Source organism: Bacillus sp. G1(2015b) (assembly GCF_001482475.1).
Lineage (GTDB): Bacteria > Bacillota > Bacilli > Bacillales > Bacillaceae > Bacillus > Bacillus safensis.
On the sequence record NZ_LKIC01000012.1, the window covers coordinates 19912 to 38258 of the forward strand.

Sequence of the window (18347 nt, forward strand, 5' to 3'; positions counted from 1 at the left end):
CCCCTATTGTGGTATTTTTAACCTTTGTCCAGGGAAAATCCAATGCCCCGGCTGCTTAATATTACGTCTGCTACGTTTAATCATCGCTAATTTATTGGCATTCCAAATACGCCGCCATTTTGTACTGTCGCCATAAAACCTGCCAGAAATGGCCCATAGCGTATCCCCTTTTTTGACGGTGTACATTTTTGGTGGTGTTTTTGAAGGCCGTTTCTTTTTCGTTTGTTTTGCTTTTTTCTTTCGTTTGATTTTCCTAGGCGATGCAGTTTTATATTCCTTTAACTCGATCGTAAATTCACGATCTCCAATATCATATGACCCTTCCTTGTGGGTGAAGCTTTCAATGCTGCACGTCATGTTGATTTTTGTCCCAGTTACAATCAATCGCACGGATTTCTTAGAACGCATCATTCGTTCAATTTTCGCAATTGCATTCTCTGGTGATGGAATGCCTTTATATTCAGCAATCGGCGAATATTTCTTAGGAAATAATGAGGTGAATGATACTTGTTTCGCCGATGGTACGTCAATAAAAGTCAGTTCTCCAAAAGAGGCAACCTTCACTGTTTCATTTTGTACGTTATTTGTGATTTCGAGTTCGGATGGAAGGACAGGGAATCGCAACTTGTCCTTTCCTTGGGAAATCCACAATTGATATACTGATTTACCCATCGATCACGACCCCCTTCGTTCCTGTATGAAGCTCTACTTCCAGTTCATCTACAAGCATTTGTTTAATTTTTTCGACTAGCGATTGCTGATCTTGTCCATTATGGAAATGCTGATCGCCATTGAATTGAATTGTAATTTGTTTATTACCTGACGATGTTGTACTACCAGCAGACTGAGCTGAGGTGACTTGCTGCATCTGTGCTTCTGGTAAAGGAGCAGATGCATTTGATGGATCATATACTTGCATCCCAAGCGCCTTGGCTGCCTGCGTCAATAAATACCTTCCTCGAATGCCTCTTTCTTCTGGAATAATCCATTCACGTTTGTTTCCTTCACCAACTCTAGCAACCTGCTCCTGAGTAATCAGTCCGCCATTTGCGTAGCCTTTATAAGGACCGCCTCTTCTCATACTTCGTAATCCCGGCGTGTTGAAGACTGTTCCATATCTGCCCTTAATGTAGTTAATGGCTGCTACGGCATTATGAATCGGATTCCAAATGTCATTCATGCCCTTGCCTTTATTGGCGTTAAACGTCGTTCCAATGGTTTGCATTAAGCCTTTAGAAGGTGTTCCCTTTTTGGCGTTGGAATCCCATAAGTTGATCGCTCTCGGATTTCCACGTGACTCATGCTGCGCGATGGTCATCAGACCTGGAAGCCAGCTCATAGATGTGCCAGTTGCCATGATAGCCGCCATGAGCCATTGTTTAATATTAAGCCCTGAAGCTCCCATACCGCTGAAGGCACCAATTAATGAACCAGCTTGATTTTCAGCAAACTTTTTCACATCAACTGAGTCGAGCCCTTTGACGACACCAATTGATGCAAATTTCCCAAGACTCATCATGACGCGTGAAGGGGAATGAATGTCTAATTCCTCTCTAAACGCCTGTTCTACTTTCTTCGCCATTTCTTTGGCCGCTTGCGTGACTTCGCTTCCTTTGGAACGCATGCCGTTATTAAAGGCGTCAATCATTCCTGAACCCCAGCCTGGTGATTCTTGTTTTGCTTGCAGGAATGGTTGTTTGATGTGTTGATCTACGTATTGGCTCGTGCCAATTGATGTGGCATTTTGGCCTGCTGCAAAACCACTAACCGTTCCAGAACCCCAAGTTGGTGATGCAGTCATGACTTGTTGGTATGGTGTTTTTACACGACTTTGCAAGAAGTTGGCTGTACCTGTTGGTGTCATCTGCTGACCATTTGCAAAGGCTGAAACCGTTTGTTGACCATACTTTCCTGAGTCTGATGTCAATTGACCAAAAGGCTGCTGAATATTCTTTTGTTTCCATTGATCAAGAGAGATTACTTTACGGTTTAACCCTTGTTCAAAATCGTTATTAAATTGCTCACCAATGCTGGAGGCTTGAATGTCCCCAGTCATCGAGACCGATCCGTCTATTGAACCGACAGAAGATGATGAAGCTACTGCTGTAGGAGCTGGGGAGCTTGACACTGAATTTCCTGCCGCTCCGCTTGGTACAACAGACATTCCAAGTTGAGAAGCGGCCTGTGCCAGCAGCATCTTTCCGCGTCCTCGGTTATTTTGAGTTGGAATAACAAATTCGTTACCTGCTTCACCGATCCATGATAAGGTTGGCTGGGTGATATAGCCGCCTGTGGCTTTTTTATCAGGGGTTCCAAAGACATGTTTCAAAACAAAATCAATACCACCGCCAGCCTTATCAAAAATCTTTTTGACCCAGCCAAACGCTTTAGAAAACCCATCACCAATAGCTTCTGCTACTTTTACAATCGGCTTTTGAATGTTGTCCTCAAACCATTTGGATAATCCATCCCATATATCTGTCACGACTTTATACGCTTCTTCAAACTTTTTACCGAAACTGTCTTTAATGGTTCCTACCGTATCTACAAGTGGATTCCACACATTTTCCATAAACCATGTCGATACAACCCCAAAGATTGATTGTATCTTTTGCCATGCATTTGATAATGCTGTCCAAATCCCTGTAGCGACTGTAACAACTGTGCTGCTTAGCGGCGTCCAAACGTTCTCGATAAACCACCCTGCAACTGTACTGAATGTTTCTTGGATCCATGTCCAGGCATTGACTAGGCTTGACCAGATGGTCGTTGCTACCGTAACGACTGTGCTGCTTAACGGTGTCCAGACATTTTCAATAAACCACCCTGCGACTGTACTGAATGTTTCTTGAATCCACGTCCAGGCATTGACTAGGCTTGACCAGATGGTCGTTGCTACCGTAACGACTGTACCGCTTAACGGTGTCCAGACGTTTTCAATAAACCACCCTGCAACTGTACTGAATGTTTCTTGAATCCACGTCCAGGCATTGACTAAACTCGACCAGATGGATGATGCTACTGTGACAACCGTGCTGCTTAATGGTGTCCAGACATTTTCTGTGAACCAAGTCGCAACTGTTGACCAAACTTCAACAATTTGGTCTTTGATTTCAATGGCTTTTTGGCCAATCTTTTCAAATCCGCCGCCATCAAACCATTTTCCGATCGTTTCACCGATAGATTCGCCGCCCATACTACCAGCGATGCCGCCTACAAGACCACCGATGGCTGTACCTACTCCTGGAACTACGCTTCCAATAGCTGCACCTGCTGCTGCACCTGCCATCCCGCCGGCGATACCGCCTCCAGTCGTACCGATCTTTTCACCAGCATTCTCTTTTTTCATACCGATTAAATTTGTTGCACTAAGTAAACCTCCTAGAATAGGTACTTTCTTTAATAATTTACCGCTCCCTTTACTGATATTTTTCACCGCATCCCCTAGTCCACTTAACCCCTTGCCACCTTTCATTAGACCCGTAAGGCCACCAACTGAAGCTGCGATACCCGCACCTTTCTTTAGTCCACTAGGGATTTTTCCAAATAACTTACCTGCATTTGTTTTCAGTTTCCCTAATTTACTTGGAGGCCTTCTATTCATTTCGGTTCTTGATGTGGCATTTGGATTTGTTGATCGTCTCGGTGAACGGCCATTTCTCGCTTTAGTAGATCCTCGGCTGCTTATACCTCTTGCACAACAAGGGCAACAACTACTGCGAAACAAACCTTTTCCACCTCGTGGCTTAGGCTGCGTTTTAGGAGCCGAATTAGATGGTGTTGATGTTGGTGCAGTTGTCGGAGCTGTTGTTGGCGCTGTTGTTGGCGCTGTTGTTGGTGCCGGAGTGGTACTGTTGTTTTCACTTGATTGATCACTTGTACCAAAGAGGCGATCTAATCCAGTCTTCACCCATTGATCTAGTTTTTTTTCAGGATTAAATTTAATCTTCTCTTTAATTCTTCCGATCACATCTTGTTTGTACTCTTCCATTTTATTTTCAACCCAAGGAAGTGCTTTTTCATCCCAAAACTTTCTAGGACTCAATTTTTCCTTCACTTTGTCTGCAACGTCACCTGCATATTTTTGAATTTCATTTAATCCTTTATTGGCAAAGTTCTGTAGCAAACTCTGTTTAGGTTCATCCGTTTTAGCTGATGGACTAGCAGCCTCAGGCTCTTTTTTTATGGTTTTTTCTTTCACAACAGACTCTGCCTGATCTCGTTTTTTTAGCTTACTTTTTGCATTGTCTTGAACAGACACTCTGATTTCGTGTTTGGACATCGTCAAGCTTTTGAGTGTCTTTTTGATTCGTTGAATTGCTGCGGTGGCTTGGTCAACCATGTTTAATCTCATATAGTACGTTCTGTTGATGAGCTGAAGGATTGATTTTTTGATTGATGATATTTTACCTGACAATTGATCGTTCAATTTAAACGTCATCATCATGGGACTTGTCCCCACTTGTTTCAAACGATCTATGCTGGTTTTAATGACATCCAGTCCCTTTGCTTGAATGGATATGACCATATGATTCGGTAACATATTTAACTGATTTTTTAATAATTTTAGATCACGATAGATTCCCTGATCCAGTGTCATGGAAACAGCTGAAATTTTCCGGAGAGATAAAGTGAGATTTCTCAGCTTCTTTTCATCCATTTCTAGGCTTATTTTCACCGGTTTTCTAAATGGTTTGAGCTGCTTCTCAAACGTCTGAAACCGTTTTTGAATGCGTAATAGCTTTTTCGACACCCGGTCTTCTAATTCAAATCGTGCTGTAAGTTTCGCCATTTACTTACCTCCTTTCTTTGCTTCTTTTTCTAGCATGTCTAGTTTGTAGCTGATCAGTCCGAAAAGGAATGCTTTGAATGGTCTTGGTGATTCGTATAAATCAAGGAGTTCAGATGGGGAGTAGTGAAGTTCGTGCATCGCGTAATATAAAAACACGGCTTCTTTATCCCCATCTTTTATTAGTTTTTTGCTGCTTCTTCTAAATCTTCAATTTCATCTTCGAATCCGTTGATTTCGATTGCTTTGTTTAACCAGTTCGCATATTCACCGCCAACTGACAGGACACGTTTTGCTACTTCAACTGGATCTTGTGTGCTGTAGGCTTCTCTTAATTCCTTTGAACGGAAATCTGGGTAAATCGTCGATTCAATTGCAATACGTGCGTAGAAGCGCTGGCTGTCTAAGTCTTTCACACGTCCTCTGCCTTTGACATTTTTGAAGGTTGTGTTTTCTTTTTCCAGTTCATCAATACGTTCAGTTGTAATAGCTTTAAAGACAAAAGGAATGACATTCCCTTTTTTATCAACAAAACGCTTAGAAATCGGTACTTTGACTTCTTCCGCTTCTACTGTTTGTCCTGGCATAAAAAATGAAAGATCAAATGTTTGTTTTTCACTCATGTTTAAAAACTCCCTTTGTTATGTTTTTTTGAATGCAAAAAAGCACATCCATTTTTTGAATGTGCTTTCCAATCTTTTCATGTATAATTTTAATTGTACAATTGAATGGCTTGCTCAAGGGCGTCTGGCTCATCCCCGATAGGAAGGGGGTGATGCATATGTCAACATTTGAAGCGATTTCCCTCATGTTTTTATTCGGGATGTTTATCCTTACTTTGTTGACGTATATAAACAAAAAATAGACTCCCCTTGAGCTTTGGACGGTTGAAGGGGAAGTCTATCCTAAAAACTATCTAAATTGATTAGCCAGCCCCTTTGAGGGCCTCATTGTACATTGCCGGGATGTTAGAGCATCCTAGCTTTTTTTATTGTATGCAAATGGCTTTGCATGTAAACATATTTTAATGAATCGAATACAAGACGTTGCCAGACGAAATTTAGACGGCTGTATTACAACTGCATTATAGCATATTCAGTTTTTATTTTGCTAATTAATTAGCTGATTTCCTCCACTTTTCTTAGAAAGTATTCTTCAGCTTCTCAGGAAGATCAAAGTCTTCAAACGTGAAAGGAACTTCTTCTTCAAGCGCCTCTGAATCAACATCCAATCCAGCGATTTTAGCTGAATCAAAGTTGACATCAAATAATGTCACACGCTCAGTGCCACGGCCTGATGATTTATCGTCAATGACAGCTTGAAGAGTGAAATATGGATCTTCTCCTTTTTTCACGTAATTGAGCATCAATTGAACGAAACGAGATGTAACTTTATAAAAGGTTGCCGTTCCTGTTCCGTTTGCTCCCGTTGTTTTATGGCCAGTCATTCGGCGGCCCATGACGTTCACTTCTGATTTGTTTTTCTCCACGTTTGCTTCGAAGGTTTTGATAAATGCAAGCTCCTCACCTTCTAAGAAAAGACGACCTTCTTTACCTGAAATTGTATTTTGTGCTTTAAAAGCCATCTTACTTCACCTCCACATTGAAATAGAATTTTTCTGCTGCATCTACTGGTTGAACCGCTAAATCGATGATAAATCCATCACGATCTTCATTGAGGCCGATCACGATATCTGTTTCTGAATTAAAGCCTGTAATGCCGCTGCCATCTTGAAGCTGTGTGAGATACTGGGTAATCAGTGTTTTCACAAGCTGCACACCATCATCTGATGCTGGAATGTCATTGCCATTGGCTTTGCGTAATTTAATCAGATTTTTTAATTCGAATGTTAAATCATTGTTGATCGCATCAAGCACACGAATGATTTTGTTTTTCGCCATTTGCTGGTTCTTTTCAGCTGTGAAGCTTGTCAAGGAGTTAATATCTTTTTCAACACTCACCGTGCGATCTCTCGCATCAAAGGTGAAAATGAACTCCCCTTGTGATAATCGGTATTCTACTTGATCATTGTCAAGGCGTTCTAATGTATCGACTGCTCCTTCGTATTCCACAAAGGTGAGTGACTGATTGAAGTTTGCTCCGGCACTTGCACCTGCGACCCATGCTGTTGTTTGAGCAGGAGTTAGTTCTGTTCCATCTTCGAGTACAACACCGCTTGTCACATTGATGATTCCTTCTTGGTCAGCTGCATAATTCGCCACAACCCCTTGCACCTTACGTCCTTGCTTATCACGTAAACGTTCGATAAATGAAGCGAAGGTTGCTTTTAATTGCTCACTATTATCGACTGGAAGGGCAATGACATCGAAGTATTCTGTTTCTGCTGCTTCTAGGAAAGCTGTATAATCTGCAACACTTGCCACGCCGTTTTTCCCGCCGCTTAGTGCCACACCAGCTGTGATGACTGCTTCACCTTCACCAGAAAATTGAACGTACTTGTTTTTCACAAGATCTTTGACATCAGTGATAACCTGTTTGTCCACAATATCTGTTCCCAGATAAGTGATAACATCGCGCTTTGTGCTATCCAGTACATTTTCTGCCACTTGTACTGTGATCTCATTTCCTTTTAGGCCGCCATAATTTGCTGTGACCACAAAGTTTTCAGCAATTTCAGCTTTGGCCGGCTCCCCTTCATTTAAGCGGTAAAGCAAGACCGTTTGCGCTTTTTTCTTTGCTTCACGGAAAAGAAGAAGTGACTTATCATCAATGTTAAGTCCAACCTTCTTATTTAAGTCTTCCATATTGGAAACGGAAATAAAGGTTTTTGGTTCTCCCCAGCTCATCACAAGAGGAAGTGCCACCGTACCTCGGTCGCCTAAAGTAATTCGCTGCTCTGCTGTTGTTTTAAAATTAAAGTAAATGCCAGGACGCTTTTTCTCTGTACCTGGTGTAAAAGTGCCTCCGTTCATTCTTTAAACCTCCTTGGACAAAAAAGCATCAATGTGCTTTTTCGCTTCTGTTTTTGTAATTGGTTGATCTTTGATATAAAAAAGAGCCCCTTCAAGGATTTCTGGTTTGACCCCAAAAAGATCCTTGCTGTGCTCCTTTAAGGCTTCAAATGAAAAGCCAAATTCTTTTTCTTCGCCGGCTGTTTGAGCGGGCTGTGCATTTTTAGTCTTGCTCACGTTTGATCACTCCATCTGAAAAGTTGATATCTTCAAGGCTTGCCTGTTTGTCTCGGTTGTACCAATAGCTGCTATCCCATGTCAGGACAATCGCTGCTACGCCTTGATCTATCATTCTTGTTTCCACTCTTTTTATGCGGACATAATCATCAAGCACCTCTCCGTCTTCACTCATCATCTGAATGATTTGACGATCAGCAAGCAATGCATCAACGATTGTTTCTGCCGCATCATGTGCTTTTTCTGTATCAATATGAAAGACTTTCACTTGCAGCGAATAAGATTTCATAAAGGTAGAAACCGTATCTGGACCACTGATCACTGTCACAGGCGGCACATAAACGGATGGCACTTGAAAGCGTTCTGGCAAAAGACGATCATACATTGTCACAGGAAAGTGTGTGTAGATATAATGCATGATTGCCCCGACTTCTTGATTCATTCCATCACCTCCCAAAATGTCGATCGAACCAGCTTTGCAGCTTTCGATCCAGCGACTGTTCAAACATTTGCTCATAGAGCATGACAGCATGATCCCAGTAGCCATTACCTTCAATCCATTGAGAGGCAAGCATCATTCCTGTACTTGCATTCGGATCATATTCAAAGCGGCTGCCAGTCCATCTGCCAGGCACCCATCTTCGCTCTCCACTTGAAGAAGTGGCATGTCCGTCATTGACATAGGAGGCATATTCAAGCTGCGTTCCCACTTCAAGTGTGAGACCGCCCTTTGAAAGGAAAAAATGATTCTCCTTGTCGCCTTGTGTAAAGGATTTTAGAAGCCGTCCTGTATCAACAGCATTCTCCTTGATTAATTCATCCTGAATGATGTCTAAAAACTGTAGGCCCATGTCCTCCAGCCAATCTTGGTATTCTGTCTTTAAGCCGCCATCACACGCTGTCTGCAGTTGTGAAATCAGCCGTCCAAGTCCATCAATTTTCATAGATTTTCCTTCCTGACTGCCATCACTTCGATGTGATGATTTTTCACTTTTTTAGGTTGCTGTAATTTGAGTGACACGCCATTCCACACCATTTTGTCATGCAAGCGAATATCACTTCCTAAAGGAAAATGGACAAGATAGGATTGATAAATGACTGTATTCGGCTCTTCTTGCACAAGTGACTGGTTCTTTTCTATGACATAACAAGCTAGATCGGTCAGGCTGGGAGCGTCGGGATAGGAAAGTGTCATTTGTAAATCATCAGCTGGAATGCCAAATTTTCCGCGGGCAGACTCCTTATGTTCAAGGTGAAAAAGATCACAGCGATCTGTTAATAGAGATTGATAGCTCATAATGATCTCACCTTTAGTTTGGCACTTCCGGCAGTTAATGTTGGTTCAATGTAATCTACTAGCAGGGCATATACATAGGGTCTGCCTTTCACTTGATCAGCTGCCTTTGCATATGAATAATCGCCCATTTTCTCTGACGTAAAGCCTTTCATCATAGATTCGTCATCATTCAGCATGGCAAAATATTGAGCCATTTTTAATAATGCGATTCTTGCTTTTTCAGGGAGAGGCTGATATTTTTCGCTTGAGAAATCGTGACCTACGATCTGAAATACCGCAGCTTCTGCTTCGATAATATCTGCTGTCAGTCTTTCTACAGATCGATTTTTCACACGATCAAATACAGAATAGGCCTGCAGTTCTTCAGCAGAAATGATCATGGTCTGCCGTCACCTACTCTTTCACTTTCATCACTTTTGCTACAGCATCCTCTTCCTCAAATTTGCTGTCTAGCTTCGCTGTGAGGACAATAATAAATTTACGGCTGCGAATATCTTTTTCTACTTCAATTCGAATATTTCGAGAGAAACCTACGATAATATTTTTAGGATGTGTCAGCAAAATATCTGATACGTCTGTTCCCGCTTCGTCATATGGCTGCATATTGGCAAGACCTTTGACCGGCACACCGAATGCAGAAGAAAGGCCGCCTTGAATGGCCGCATCTCCAAGGCCCGTCTGACGGTTTGCTACTTGATCCTTCCATTCAACTTCTAAGCTTGGGGATGTGTAGAAACGGAAATCCTGAGGAACACGTAAATATTTTGACGGCATCGCTTTATAAGCTTGCTTAAACATTTGGCGGCTGATTTCCGCTCCATTTGCATCTACGATATGAGATACTGCTTGTTTTCTCACGCCATCCATTTGAGCTAGAAATGGATCTGCTGAAGTCGTATCGCCATTGACGATGAGCTCTTCAATGTCAACCGCTGCTCGTTCAGCGAGCATTTGCATAATCGTCTGCTGAATGCCGTCTTTCTCAATATTGTTTTCAATGCTGTCGTAGGTCATGTGTATCTCTGCGATAACCTCTTTCGCATTTAGCTGGACAGTGCTTGTCGCTGGGACAACACGGTCTTTCGCATCAAGCGCTTTGCCTTCTTCTGCTGGACGCAAAATACGCTGGCCAAAGCCGATTTTTTCGATTTTTTGTGAATCACTTTCCATCGGAATGATACGTGCATCATTTAAAACGGTTGGTGTATTTTGCATCATTCTAATGAATGTGTTGGATTGGGTTGCGTTCATGAGACCGCCGGTTTTTAAGCTGGCAAGTGTCATTTCGGCCTTGCGAATCAACTCTTGATTTCTCACACTGTTTCCTCCTTATTTAGGCTTATAGTAAGCCATCCCATATGGGCTTTGTACTGTCGTTTTGTGTATCGTGGATTGTTTGTTTTGACATGCCGCGCGCTTTTTCAAGCATGTGAATCCGCTCTGAAATAGGCAAAAGCTGCTGCTGAAGCACTTGCTCAAGCGCAGCTTTTTCTCTGCTGGCTGATTTCTCTAAAGAAGAAAGCTGATGACGAATTGGTGCTACGGCTTGCTCAAGCACCTTTTGGACAGGTTCTTCCCCAGTTTGATCTGTTTCCTGCTGTTCAGCATGCTGTAAGACGTTTTCGATGGCCATTTTTGCTTTTTCAAGCTCTCGTACTTGCTCCGTCGTCAAAGCGGCGTCTTGTTTTTGTACGGAGGCTGGCCTTTCACCAATCGTTTGAAGCACATCTTCTGTCTTCAAAATCTCCTGCACGATTGGCAGCAATTGCTCAAGCGCTGATCTTACACCCGCCTCATCACCATCACTTGACTGTAAGGTTTCCAGCAGGTGGTCTAAAACGCTCCAAAATTGTTGTGACATGTTTGCACCTTCCTCTTTCAAAAAGAAATTTTTCAGCAAAGAAAAAAGCCCTCTCTCATTCGTGCTTTGAGATAGGAGCTGATCTTGTTCTTCAATTGCTACGATGTCCGCCGTTCCTGCCATTGAATATCCTGTAATGTGGCCTTTCTGAATTTGATCCCAAATCTCTTGAGAAGCCTTTGTTACAAGCACCCAAGATCCTTTTCGAATCAACTCACCGCCTACTTCAAAATCAGCTGGTGCAATGTATGATTCAACCACTTCTCCAACACCATGTTGAAAATCATGCTGCTTATCAATGTGGCGGGCATCCTTCATAAAACCATGTGCTGCTCTTTCAATTTCTTTGGCAGACATAAAGTCTTGGTGTGCATCAGGTGTATTCGGTTCATACACGACACCATACACAAGGCGATGAGCATCTTCTGCCTTTGTCAGCACACTCACCTCTTTTTGAAAGTCAGGCTGGCTTTTCTTTGCCTTCATCAAAAAGAATTTCTTTTTGTTTGCGGCTCTGTCCACGTAGGAAACATGCGTAATTTTTGCGTTTTTTAATTCTCTTGGCATATGTTCACCCCCTTTCAAAAAAGCGCACGCGCTTCGGTTTATTCTTTCAACTGATCTGGCTCTCGTTGAGGCTGTTGTTCAGCTGATGTCATGCGGCTTTCTAAAGGTCTGTGATAGAGATCCTCCGGCCATTCCTCTAACGTTTTCCCAAGGATACGTCCCGCCAGATCTCGCAAATCGTTTGGTGACACTGCCCCAGCCTGAATAAATGGTGTCAGAACCTTGGCAATCTCTAATGGGTCTCTAAAGTCAGGACCATTTAATAGGAAACGGACATGCCAAATATCAAGATCCGGCAGGAAAAGGGTATTGAGTTTCCCTGTGATGAGATGCCGTTCAGGCTGAAATACCTGTTCTTCTGTTGTTTTCCGCGCCGTATCGGCTGTCGCTTTGTTATAGTCTTGAGACTCACCTGTATAAATAGGCGGCAGTCGAAAAGCAGAGCGGATTTTGTTTCTTGTTTTTTCATCGTATTCTAAAAAGAGTGCATCTTCTTGCAAGATCTCTGCTAAGGATTTGAAGTTCACTTTGACATTTGAAACATCTTCTTCTCCAGTTAACCCTTTTTCCGTCGGGAGACCTTCGACTTCAAGCAATAGAAACTTATGTGCATGATCAGAGCCTTCAATATCGTCCATATAATCTTGAAGCTGCTGATAGGATGACTCAGACAGCATTCCATTTTCGACAATGATGGCACCAGGTACGTGCCGCCCTTGTTTAAAATAAAGGTAGTTCAGTTCTTCTGCCTTGCGTGCCCCATACATATTGACGATGTTGCCAATCCAGCGGGGAATCCCATACGTTCCACTGCCGATTTTAAAATGAATCACTTCTGTTGCACGCAGCGACTCTGGGGTGGTGTCATCGTATTTGCCTGTTTCACAATGTAAAATGCGCGGATCACCATACTCCTTGAAGAAGACTTTCTTTTCATTGATCACCTGCACATATTTACGGAATCGCTTCTTTCGATTCATTGTTTTCAATTCGCCGTTTTCTGTATACCGAAATTCGACGTCGACTGGCTCACTCAGCTTGCAAATGCGGATATGGAGCGCATCTAAATACTCGATTCCTGCCGGCTTTCCCTGGCCATCTCGGAGAACTTCTAAAAAACCATTCCCTGTTTTCTCCCGGTCTTCGATGACATAGCCAAGCACCACATCAGCAGACTCATCATAGTTCATGTATTTCGTAAACTCTTCAAGTCTTGTCCATTCCTTCTCTGCTGCCTTCTTTTTTGCCGGTTTCACGCCTTCTGCATTAAAGTCAAAGGCATATTCTACACCAAAACCAAAGCCTAAAATATTGGTCTTATACGCATCAATACATTGCTGAAGAATGGTTGAATATTCTGCCATGCTTTTTAATTCATTGATATTGTAAGGCGGGGGAACAATGTCATCCTTTTCGTAGGAAAATTCATCTGCATACATTTGTTTTGTATGATCAGACATGTTTGCCTTCATAATGGTTGCTTTCAATTGTTTCATTGTATGGACCTCCTCTCTCTGTTTGGACGGACACGCTCCGAGGCAGTCTGTTTCAAATCTGTCACTTCATAATCATCCAGCGCATACCAGATGGCTGATAATGTGTGTGGATCGATTTGAAACTCATCTTCCTCTAGACGTCCATCCTTATCTGCCTTATAGGTTAGTGATTGAAGTTCATAGATGGTATATGGACATGCATCAGAACAAATAATTTTCTTAAACCGTTTGATCTTTTTTGTATACTGTAAACGTGAGCCTTGGAACTTATGTGCCGCCACCATTTGAAAGCCGCGCTGCCGAAAATAGTGAATGGTTTTAGGTTCGGCTGCATCGGCTTTAATCAGTTCTTTTGATTCAATGAACTCTTTCAAGTCAAGGGCTGTTTCATCATCTGTTTTCCCGCGGTCGTAATATTCCCAATAAATATATAAGTACTTTTTTTCATGATCGACAGCTAGCCGAATGAGCGCATTGTATGATTCAACAAATCCAAAATCCATGCCTGCTCGTTTCAGCGGTCTGTCAATCTGCTGAATGGCTTCTAATACATCAGAATGGCTTCTCACCTCAAACTGAGGAAAAACCTTTGTGCCATTAATGCCGAAATATCCCTTCCTCGCAATGCGATAGAGGTCTGGGTCATACTCTTTCAGCTCATCCAGCTGCTTCACGTAACTTTTAGGAAGGAATAGATTATCTTCTGCCGTGGAGTGATGGTAATACGTATCCTTGATAACAACGGTTCGCTTTTTGTATAAGGTTTCATCATCTAAAACAAAACGCTTCAGCTGTTCATCTCGAAAAAAATGTCTATACGTCCAATTATCCTGACCAACAGGATTGGTCGATAACATCATATAAAGCGGTAAGGATGGATGCCTCAGCCTTCCAAGCAGCTCTTTAAAGCCTTCATAAGAAACCTCTGAACATTCCTCAATCCAAATGATCGAGATGTTGTTGATTGATTTCAATTTTTCAGGTTTGTCCAGCCCTTTAAATAAGATGTTGCTGCCGTTTCGAAACGTCAGTGCAAGTGGCGAACTTCGGCACTTCACCACATGGTCGATGCCGAGGTCGCTGACGATCTCTTGTAATAAAGAAAAGGTTGATTCGCGGTGCGTATCATACACGTCTCGAATGACAAGTGCTGTCCGCTTTTCTTCCAGCAGCTTTAAGACGAGTTTTAAAGCAATGTGATAGCTTTTAGAGGAGCCATAACCTCCAACTAAAAATTGAAACTTTTGATTCCAATCGAATAGAAAGTGTTCAAAGTGAGGATTGACTTCTTTTTCAATCAATGGCGTCATGAGTCGTCCTCTTTTCGCTTGATCATGATTTGAAGATCTTCCTCTTTTTCTTCACGCACTGCTTTTTTTGTTTTTTCGATCGTCAGTTCAATTTGTTTCAGCCTTAATCTTCGTTCATCCTTCGCATGTGCGAGCTCTTCAAACTGTTTTATTAAACGCCTGAGTTCACCCATAGCACGGGATTGTGCATTTAGAAACGTCGCATGCCGATCCCATGAAAATTGAAACGAATATTCTTCTGAGGTGATGTCTAGTTCTGGCTGAATGCCTTCTCCTGTTTCTTCTAATGAAGAAGGCATGTATGCCGCCTTTTTCAACTCTTTGATCATGTCCTCTTGATCTGCTACATACATGATTCGCTGCGCCCGAATAATGGCTGCATATTGAATTTGAATTTGATCCCAGATTAAATCAAGCGATGTGCGTCCATCCATTTTCTCCATGATTTCAATCGTTTCATCTGAAAGAAATTGATTGAAGATTGAGTGTGCTTGCTTTGACGAAGTTTTTTGTCTTTGCCATCCGTATCGCCTTTTCCACGATTTGACGGTATGGATTGAGACATTGTAATGATCAGCAATTTGCTGGTACGTCATCCCCTTCATATAATCCTGCTTGGCCTCTATCCGTTTATCTTTCATTTACATTCACCTGCCGCCTCCTTTTAATTCGAATGATTCCCTTTGAAGGAATCATTTGTGTAGGGCTAGCAAACATTCGTTTGGTCTTTCTAACTATAGGTGGCAACTGTAAGACAAGCTTTAGCTGATTTATTTTGGATAGAAAAAAACGCCTATTCAGCAGCTCTGAATAGGCGTTCTTGTACTTTTTTGGACATCTTCGTCCGCGCTCTTTCCATATGTTTTTGCACAGTTCCTTTTTTGACATCCAGCATGACCGCAATCTCGCTAAACGATAATCCTTGTGTTGTGTGCATAAAGAATACGTCCTTTTCTCGATCTGTTAAAACAGACAAAGCTTCATCAATTCGTTTTTTGTCTCTCTCACTGACTTCTCTTTCTTTCTCTTGAATAAGGGTATATTCATGTGATAAAGCCTCTAACACTTCTGGATTTGCAAGAATGGTTCGCTGATAGACTGAACGTCTGTCTAACCCTCTGCGCGCACCTGGCTCTCTTCCGATTTGTAGCCATTCTACTACGTATTCTAGATCGCTCACCATACTGGCGATCATTTTTTTATCATGCTTGTCTTGAACGGACAGCTGATGTTCTTCTTTTTCTTTAAATGGTTCATATTGTTTTCTAGCATTCTTTAAGGCTCTTTTATATTCAATGAGTAAATCTTGCATATTGGCTCTCTCCCTTTTTTAAGAAAATAAAAAACGGACACCAATCAGGTCCCCTTTTAACAGGGTCTTGATCAGTGTCCGCAGGCTTTCCGTCTTGGACGTATTATGATTTGATGTGTTTAGTCAGTTAGCTGATTTTAAAACCAATCTCGTGATCTACTCTTGCAAAATGACCTTTTGCCGTTTGAATAATGGTTTTTCCATGTTCAGGTACATCCATTTGATAAGCTGTTCCTACATTTCCATCTAACACGATGACTTGAATTTTTCCTTTTTCCATCTCACCGACAAATGTTTGGTTATCTTGAATGAATAGTTGTTTTGGCTCGTTCATATGCTTGTCTCCTTTTTTGGTGATGGCCTCGTGCCACTACCTACCGTATTGATAATGATTTCAACTCTTTCACACATACTATAAAACTGGGAAACTCTTAAATCGACAATCTGCAGAGGGACTTGATCAGCTATAGAATGAAGTGCTTCTTGAATATGCTGTAGACTTGGCTGTAAGATGCTGACGTGGACCGGGCGTATCAACCCTTTTTCTGCGTATGTACGCTTTTTTTGGCAGTCAGCAATGTTAAGCGGCATGTGATCAAATAAACGAATTTCAAGTGATAGTGCGCCTTCTAATTTTTGCGGGCATTGTACTTTTGCAGCTGATCGTATTCTTTTCATCAATGTCTCTTTTGTTAACAAATGTTCATGTTCAATGATTAAATGGATGACCATGTTATGATCTCCCGTCATCCTCTGCCCACTGGCGGATGTCTTGTTCGTTTTTACTCGCTTTGAGCAAGCATTTCAAAAATGTCATGATTTGCTTCCATCGTTTCACGTCGCCCTGATTCCTCCTTTTTTGTCATCGACTTAGCTTTCAGGAGGGTCATATATGTCTCTTTCTCTTCTGCTGTGGCAAAAACAAACATCGGTTTCTGTTGAAAAAAGGCGATCCAGCCGCCAGCTTGGTCTAAACAAAGCTGCGCTTCTTTTCTAGCATCAAACATCAGCTGATGTCTCATCTTCTTCAGATCCCTCCAAACTGTCATCAATTTCTGTTTGGTATCCATATCGTTTCATGTCATATGACCAGTAGCTTTTTGGATAACCAAAGTCACTCATCTGTGTCACCATTGGATGTTCAATATTCATTCTGCTCGTCTCTCCTTTTCTAAGAACTGATCTTCTTCTAGAGAATTACTCTTTTTGTGTAACTTTTGACCAAAAAAAAGCTCTTGAACACCGGTATTTAGCAGATCTGCAATATGCTTTGCTATTTCTAAGCTTGGCTTCGTTCTGCCCATTTCTATATTCGCATAGCCGCTTGTGTACTTATAACCTAATTTTTTCGCCATATAGGTTTGTGTTTTTCCTTGCAATATGCGCTCTTCTCGTAAATTTTCAAGTTTCATCTTTCCACCTCTTACTCAATATGTGTAAGTTATATTCATTATGATAATATACACAAAACGAGTAAGTCAACCACATTTTTATTCTTTTTGTGTATTTATTTATCTTTTCCGTGTAATTCATGATAAAATTTACTCATAACATGAAAAAAGGTGTTTCTGATGGATAATTTGACTGGGAAGATTTTAACTGAATTAAGAGAGAAGCATGGATGGAGCAAGTCAACAGTTGCTAAAAAACTCGGATTAAAGGCGATGTCCACTTATGCAAACTGGGAATATGGCTTGAGAAAGCCCGACGGTGATATGATTGTGAAAATTGCTGAGTTATATGGGGTCTCAACCGATTATCTTCTCACAGGTAAGGACAAAGGCAGACACGATAACGATCTTGCAGACGATCCTGATTTGCAAATTGCGTTTAAAGCCGCCTCAGATTTTTCCGAAGAAGCACGAAGACAAACCATCGATTTTATTAACTACATTAGAGAGAAAGAGAAGCAAAAAGGCCGTCAGCCAAAACAGCAAGACGACCATTGATCACTCTTTCATCTGCTTTACATTGCTGGGGTGAACCCAGCTTTTTTTATACCTCTTTTTTCCCTTAAAAAGAAAGAGCATATGAATAAAAAATCATGTGTTTTTTTAATATTCCCGACATAATATGTGACAATTTTCACCACAATTACTCTTTTTTCACATATTATAATTGACATATAATTCTATTAATATTAATATATGTATATACCAAAAAAAGGAGTGTTACCGATGAAAAAATTCATGAAAGTCTGTACATTGTCTTTAGCTGCTTTAGGTGCTCTTACGTTCTCTCAAACTGAAGGTGCTCATGCAGCTGCACAGCCAAAAGAACCAGTCATAGCAAAAGCTCCTATTATGAATAAAGTAATTACGATCGACCGTAAAGTTAAGGTAGGATGGTCTGGTGCTTTTTTAATTCCAATCAGTAAAATAACTTTGTCCGGTAGTACAGGTGCTGTTGAACTGAAACAAACTGCTCCAAATTATACTTGGATTTACTTTTTAAAACCTGGCTTTGTTAAAGTATCTTATCTAAATTCAGATGGTGAACTTGTGATTAACAACTATACAATTACCTACTAAAACTCTTTTAAATTTATTAAGCTTAAGGCGATGAC

The 18347-nt window shown here is 41.5% G+C and carries 25 protein-coding genes; 3 read left to right on the top strand and 22 right to left on the bottom strand.

Going from position 1 to position 18347, the window contains the following annotated elements; translation table 11 throughout:
- Positions 1–3: 3 nt before the first annotated feature.
- Genes AMR95_RS08090 through AMR95_RS08100 form a run of 4 tightly spaced genes read right to left on the bottom strand, consistent with a single transcriptional unit; the run spans position 4 to position 5412 of the window.
- On the bottom strand, positions 4–672 hold the full coding sequence (locus tag AMR95_RS08090) for a LysM peptidoglycan-binding domain-containing protein (RefSeq protein WP_058838044.1): 669 nt from the start codon (positions 670–672) through the stop codon (positions 4–6).
- Positions 665–4792, bottom strand: a complete 4128-nt coding sequence (locus AMR95_RS08095; RefSeq protein WP_058838045.1) for a transglycosylase SLT domain-containing protein — start codon at positions 4790–4792, stop codon at positions 665–667. Before AMR95_RS08095 ends, AMR95_RS08090 begins: the two co-directional genes overlap by 8 nt.
- Complete coding sequence (locus tag AMR95_RS19130) at positions 4793–4930, bottom strand: hypothetical protein (protein WP_095285871.1); 138 nt, start codon at positions 4928–4930, stop codon at positions 4793–4795.
- Between the two features lie 41 nt (positions 4931–4971).
- The gene (locus AMR95_RS08100; RefSeq protein WP_012011040.1) at positions 4972–5412 is read right to left on the bottom strand and encodes a phage tail assembly chaperone; all 441 of its coding nucleotides are present in this window, start codon (positions 5410–5412) and stop codon (positions 4972–4974) included.
- 185 nt (positions 5413–5597) lie between these two features.
- On the opposite strand from AMR95_RS08100, the gene AMR95_RS19380 reads away from it, so the two are divergent.
- Entirely contained in the window at positions 5598–5654 is a 57-nt protein-coding gene (locus AMR95_RS19380) for a putative holin-like toxin (protein WP_231730857.1), read from the top strand.
- Between the two features lie 276 nt (positions 5655–5930).
- Here AMR95_RS19380 and AMR95_RS08110 read toward each other — a convergent pair whose 3' ends face one another.
- From AMR95_RS08110 to AMR95_RS08190, 18 genes are all read right to left on the bottom strand, one after another.
- Entirely contained in the window at positions 5931–6374 is a 444-nt protein-coding gene (locus tag AMR95_RS08110; protein ID WP_024423257.1) for a phage tail tube protein, read from the bottom strand.
- Between the two features lies 1 nt (position 6375).
- A complete protein-coding gene (locus AMR95_RS08115; protein WP_058838046.1) occupies positions 6376–7722 on the bottom strand; it encodes a phage tail sheath family protein in 1347 nt (448 codons plus the stop codon).
- Between the two features lie 3 nt (positions 7723–7725).
- The gene (locus AMR95_RS08120; protein ID WP_039180988.1) at positions 7726–7938 is read right to left on the bottom strand and encodes a hypothetical protein; all 213 of its coding nucleotides are present in this window, start codon (positions 7936–7938) and stop codon (positions 7726–7728) included.
- Positions 7925–8380, bottom strand: coding sequence for a phage tail terminator family protein (locus AMR95_RS08125; RefSeq protein ID WP_039180991.1), 456 nt, complete (start codon positions 8378–8380; stop codon positions 7925–7927). Before AMR95_RS08125 ends, AMR95_RS08120 begins: the two co-directional genes overlap by 14 nt.
- A gap of 4 nt (positions 8381–8384) precedes the next feature.
- Positions 8385–8882: an HK97 gp10 family phage protein gene (locus tag AMR95_RS08130; RefSeq protein ID WP_058838047.1), complete on the bottom strand. Its 498-nt coding sequence runs from the start codon at positions 8880–8882 to the stop codon at positions 8385–8387.
- Complete coding sequence (locus tag AMR95_RS08135; protein WP_039180997.1) at positions 8879–9235, bottom strand: YqbH/XkdH family protein; 357 nt, start codon at positions 9233–9235, stop codon at positions 8879–8881. Before AMR95_RS08135 ends, AMR95_RS08130 begins: the two co-directional genes overlap by 4 nt.
- The gene (yqbG, locus tag AMR95_RS08140) at positions 9232–9615 is read right to left on the bottom strand and encodes a protein YqbG (RefSeq protein WP_039181000.1); all 384 of its coding nucleotides are present in this window, start codon (positions 9613–9615) and stop codon (positions 9232–9234) included. The genes AMR95_RS08135 and yqbG overlap by 4 nt, the downstream gene beginning before the upstream one ends.
- A 13-nt stretch (positions 9616–9628) precedes the next feature.
- Positions 9629–10552, bottom strand: coding sequence for a phage major capsid protein (locus AMR95_RS08145; protein WP_024425904.1), 924 nt, complete (start codon positions 10550–10552; stop codon positions 9629–9631).
- Positions 10553–10574: 22 nt separating this feature from the next.
- Positions 10575–11663, bottom strand: coding sequence for an XkdF-like putative serine protease domain-containing protein (locus AMR95_RS08150; RefSeq protein WP_058838048.1), 1089 nt, complete (start codon positions 11661–11663; stop codon positions 10575–10577).
- Between the two features lie 38 nt (positions 11664–11701).
- A complete protein-coding gene (locus tag AMR95_RS08155; protein WP_058838049.1) occupies positions 11702–13159 on the bottom strand; it encodes a phage portal protein in 1458 nt (485 codons plus the stop codon).
- A complete protein-coding gene (locus AMR95_RS08160; RefSeq protein ID WP_197412145.1) occupies positions 13156–14457 on the bottom strand; it encodes a PBSX family phage terminase large subunit in 1302 nt (433 codons plus the stop codon). Before AMR95_RS08160 ends, AMR95_RS08155 begins: the two co-directional genes overlap by 4 nt.
- Positions 14458–14465: 8 nt before the next feature.
- Positions 14466–15110, bottom strand: a complete 645-nt coding sequence (gene terS / locus AMR95_RS08165; RefSeq protein WP_024423266.1) for a phage terminase small subunit — start codon at positions 15108–15110, stop codon at positions 14466–14468.
- Positions 15111–15262: 152 nt separating this feature from the next.
- On the bottom strand, positions 15263–15781 hold the full coding sequence (locus AMR95_RS08170) for a sigma-70 family RNA polymerase sigma factor (RefSeq protein WP_039181011.1): 519 nt from the start codon (positions 15779–15781) through the stop codon (positions 15263–15265).
- A gap of 127 nt (positions 15782–15908) precedes the next feature.
- Positions 15909–16061, bottom strand: coding sequence for an XtrA/YqaO family protein (locus tag AMR95_RS08175; protein WP_371412189.1), 153 nt, complete (start codon positions 16059–16061; stop codon positions 15909–15911).
- A 50-nt stretch (positions 16062–16111) separates the two neighbouring features.
- Positions 16112–16513: a hypothetical protein gene (locus tag AMR95_RS08180; RefSeq protein WP_058838051.1), complete on the bottom strand. Its 402-nt coding sequence runs from the start codon at positions 16511–16513 to the stop codon at positions 16112–16114.
- A 50-nt stretch (positions 16514–16563) separates the two neighbouring features.
- A complete protein-coding gene (locus AMR95_RS08185; RefSeq protein ID WP_117616630.1) occupies positions 16564–16803 on the bottom strand; it encodes a hypothetical protein in 240 nt (79 codons plus the stop codon).
- Positions 16781–16933, bottom strand: a complete 153-nt coding sequence (locus tag AMR95_RS19225; RefSeq protein WP_175297167.1) for a hypothetical protein — start codon at positions 16931–16933, stop codon at positions 16781–16783. Before AMR95_RS19225 ends, AMR95_RS08185 begins: the two co-directional genes overlap by 23 nt.
- Positions 16930–17193, bottom strand: a complete 264-nt coding sequence (locus tag AMR95_RS08190) for a helix-turn-helix transcriptional regulator (RefSeq protein ID WP_058838052.1) — start codon at positions 17191–17193, stop codon at positions 16930–16932. Before AMR95_RS08190 ends, AMR95_RS19225 begins: the two co-directional genes overlap by 4 nt.
- Before the next feature lie 159 nt (positions 17194–17352).
- Between AMR95_RS08190 and AMR95_RS08195 the strand changes: the two genes are divergently transcribed.
- Both AMR95_RS08195 and AMR95_RS08200 read left to right on the top strand, forming a co-directional pair.
- Complete coding sequence (locus AMR95_RS08195; RefSeq protein ID WP_058838053.1) at positions 17353–17730, top strand: helix-turn-helix domain-containing protein; 378 nt, start codon at positions 17353–17355, stop codon at positions 17728–17730.
- Between the two features lie 228 nt (positions 17731–17958).
- The gene (locus AMR95_RS08200; protein ID WP_058838054.1) at positions 17959–18312 is read left to right on the top strand and encodes a hypothetical protein; all 354 of its coding nucleotides are present in this window, start codon (positions 17959–17961) and stop codon (positions 18310–18312) included.
- Positions 18313–18347: the final 35 nt, after the last annotated feature.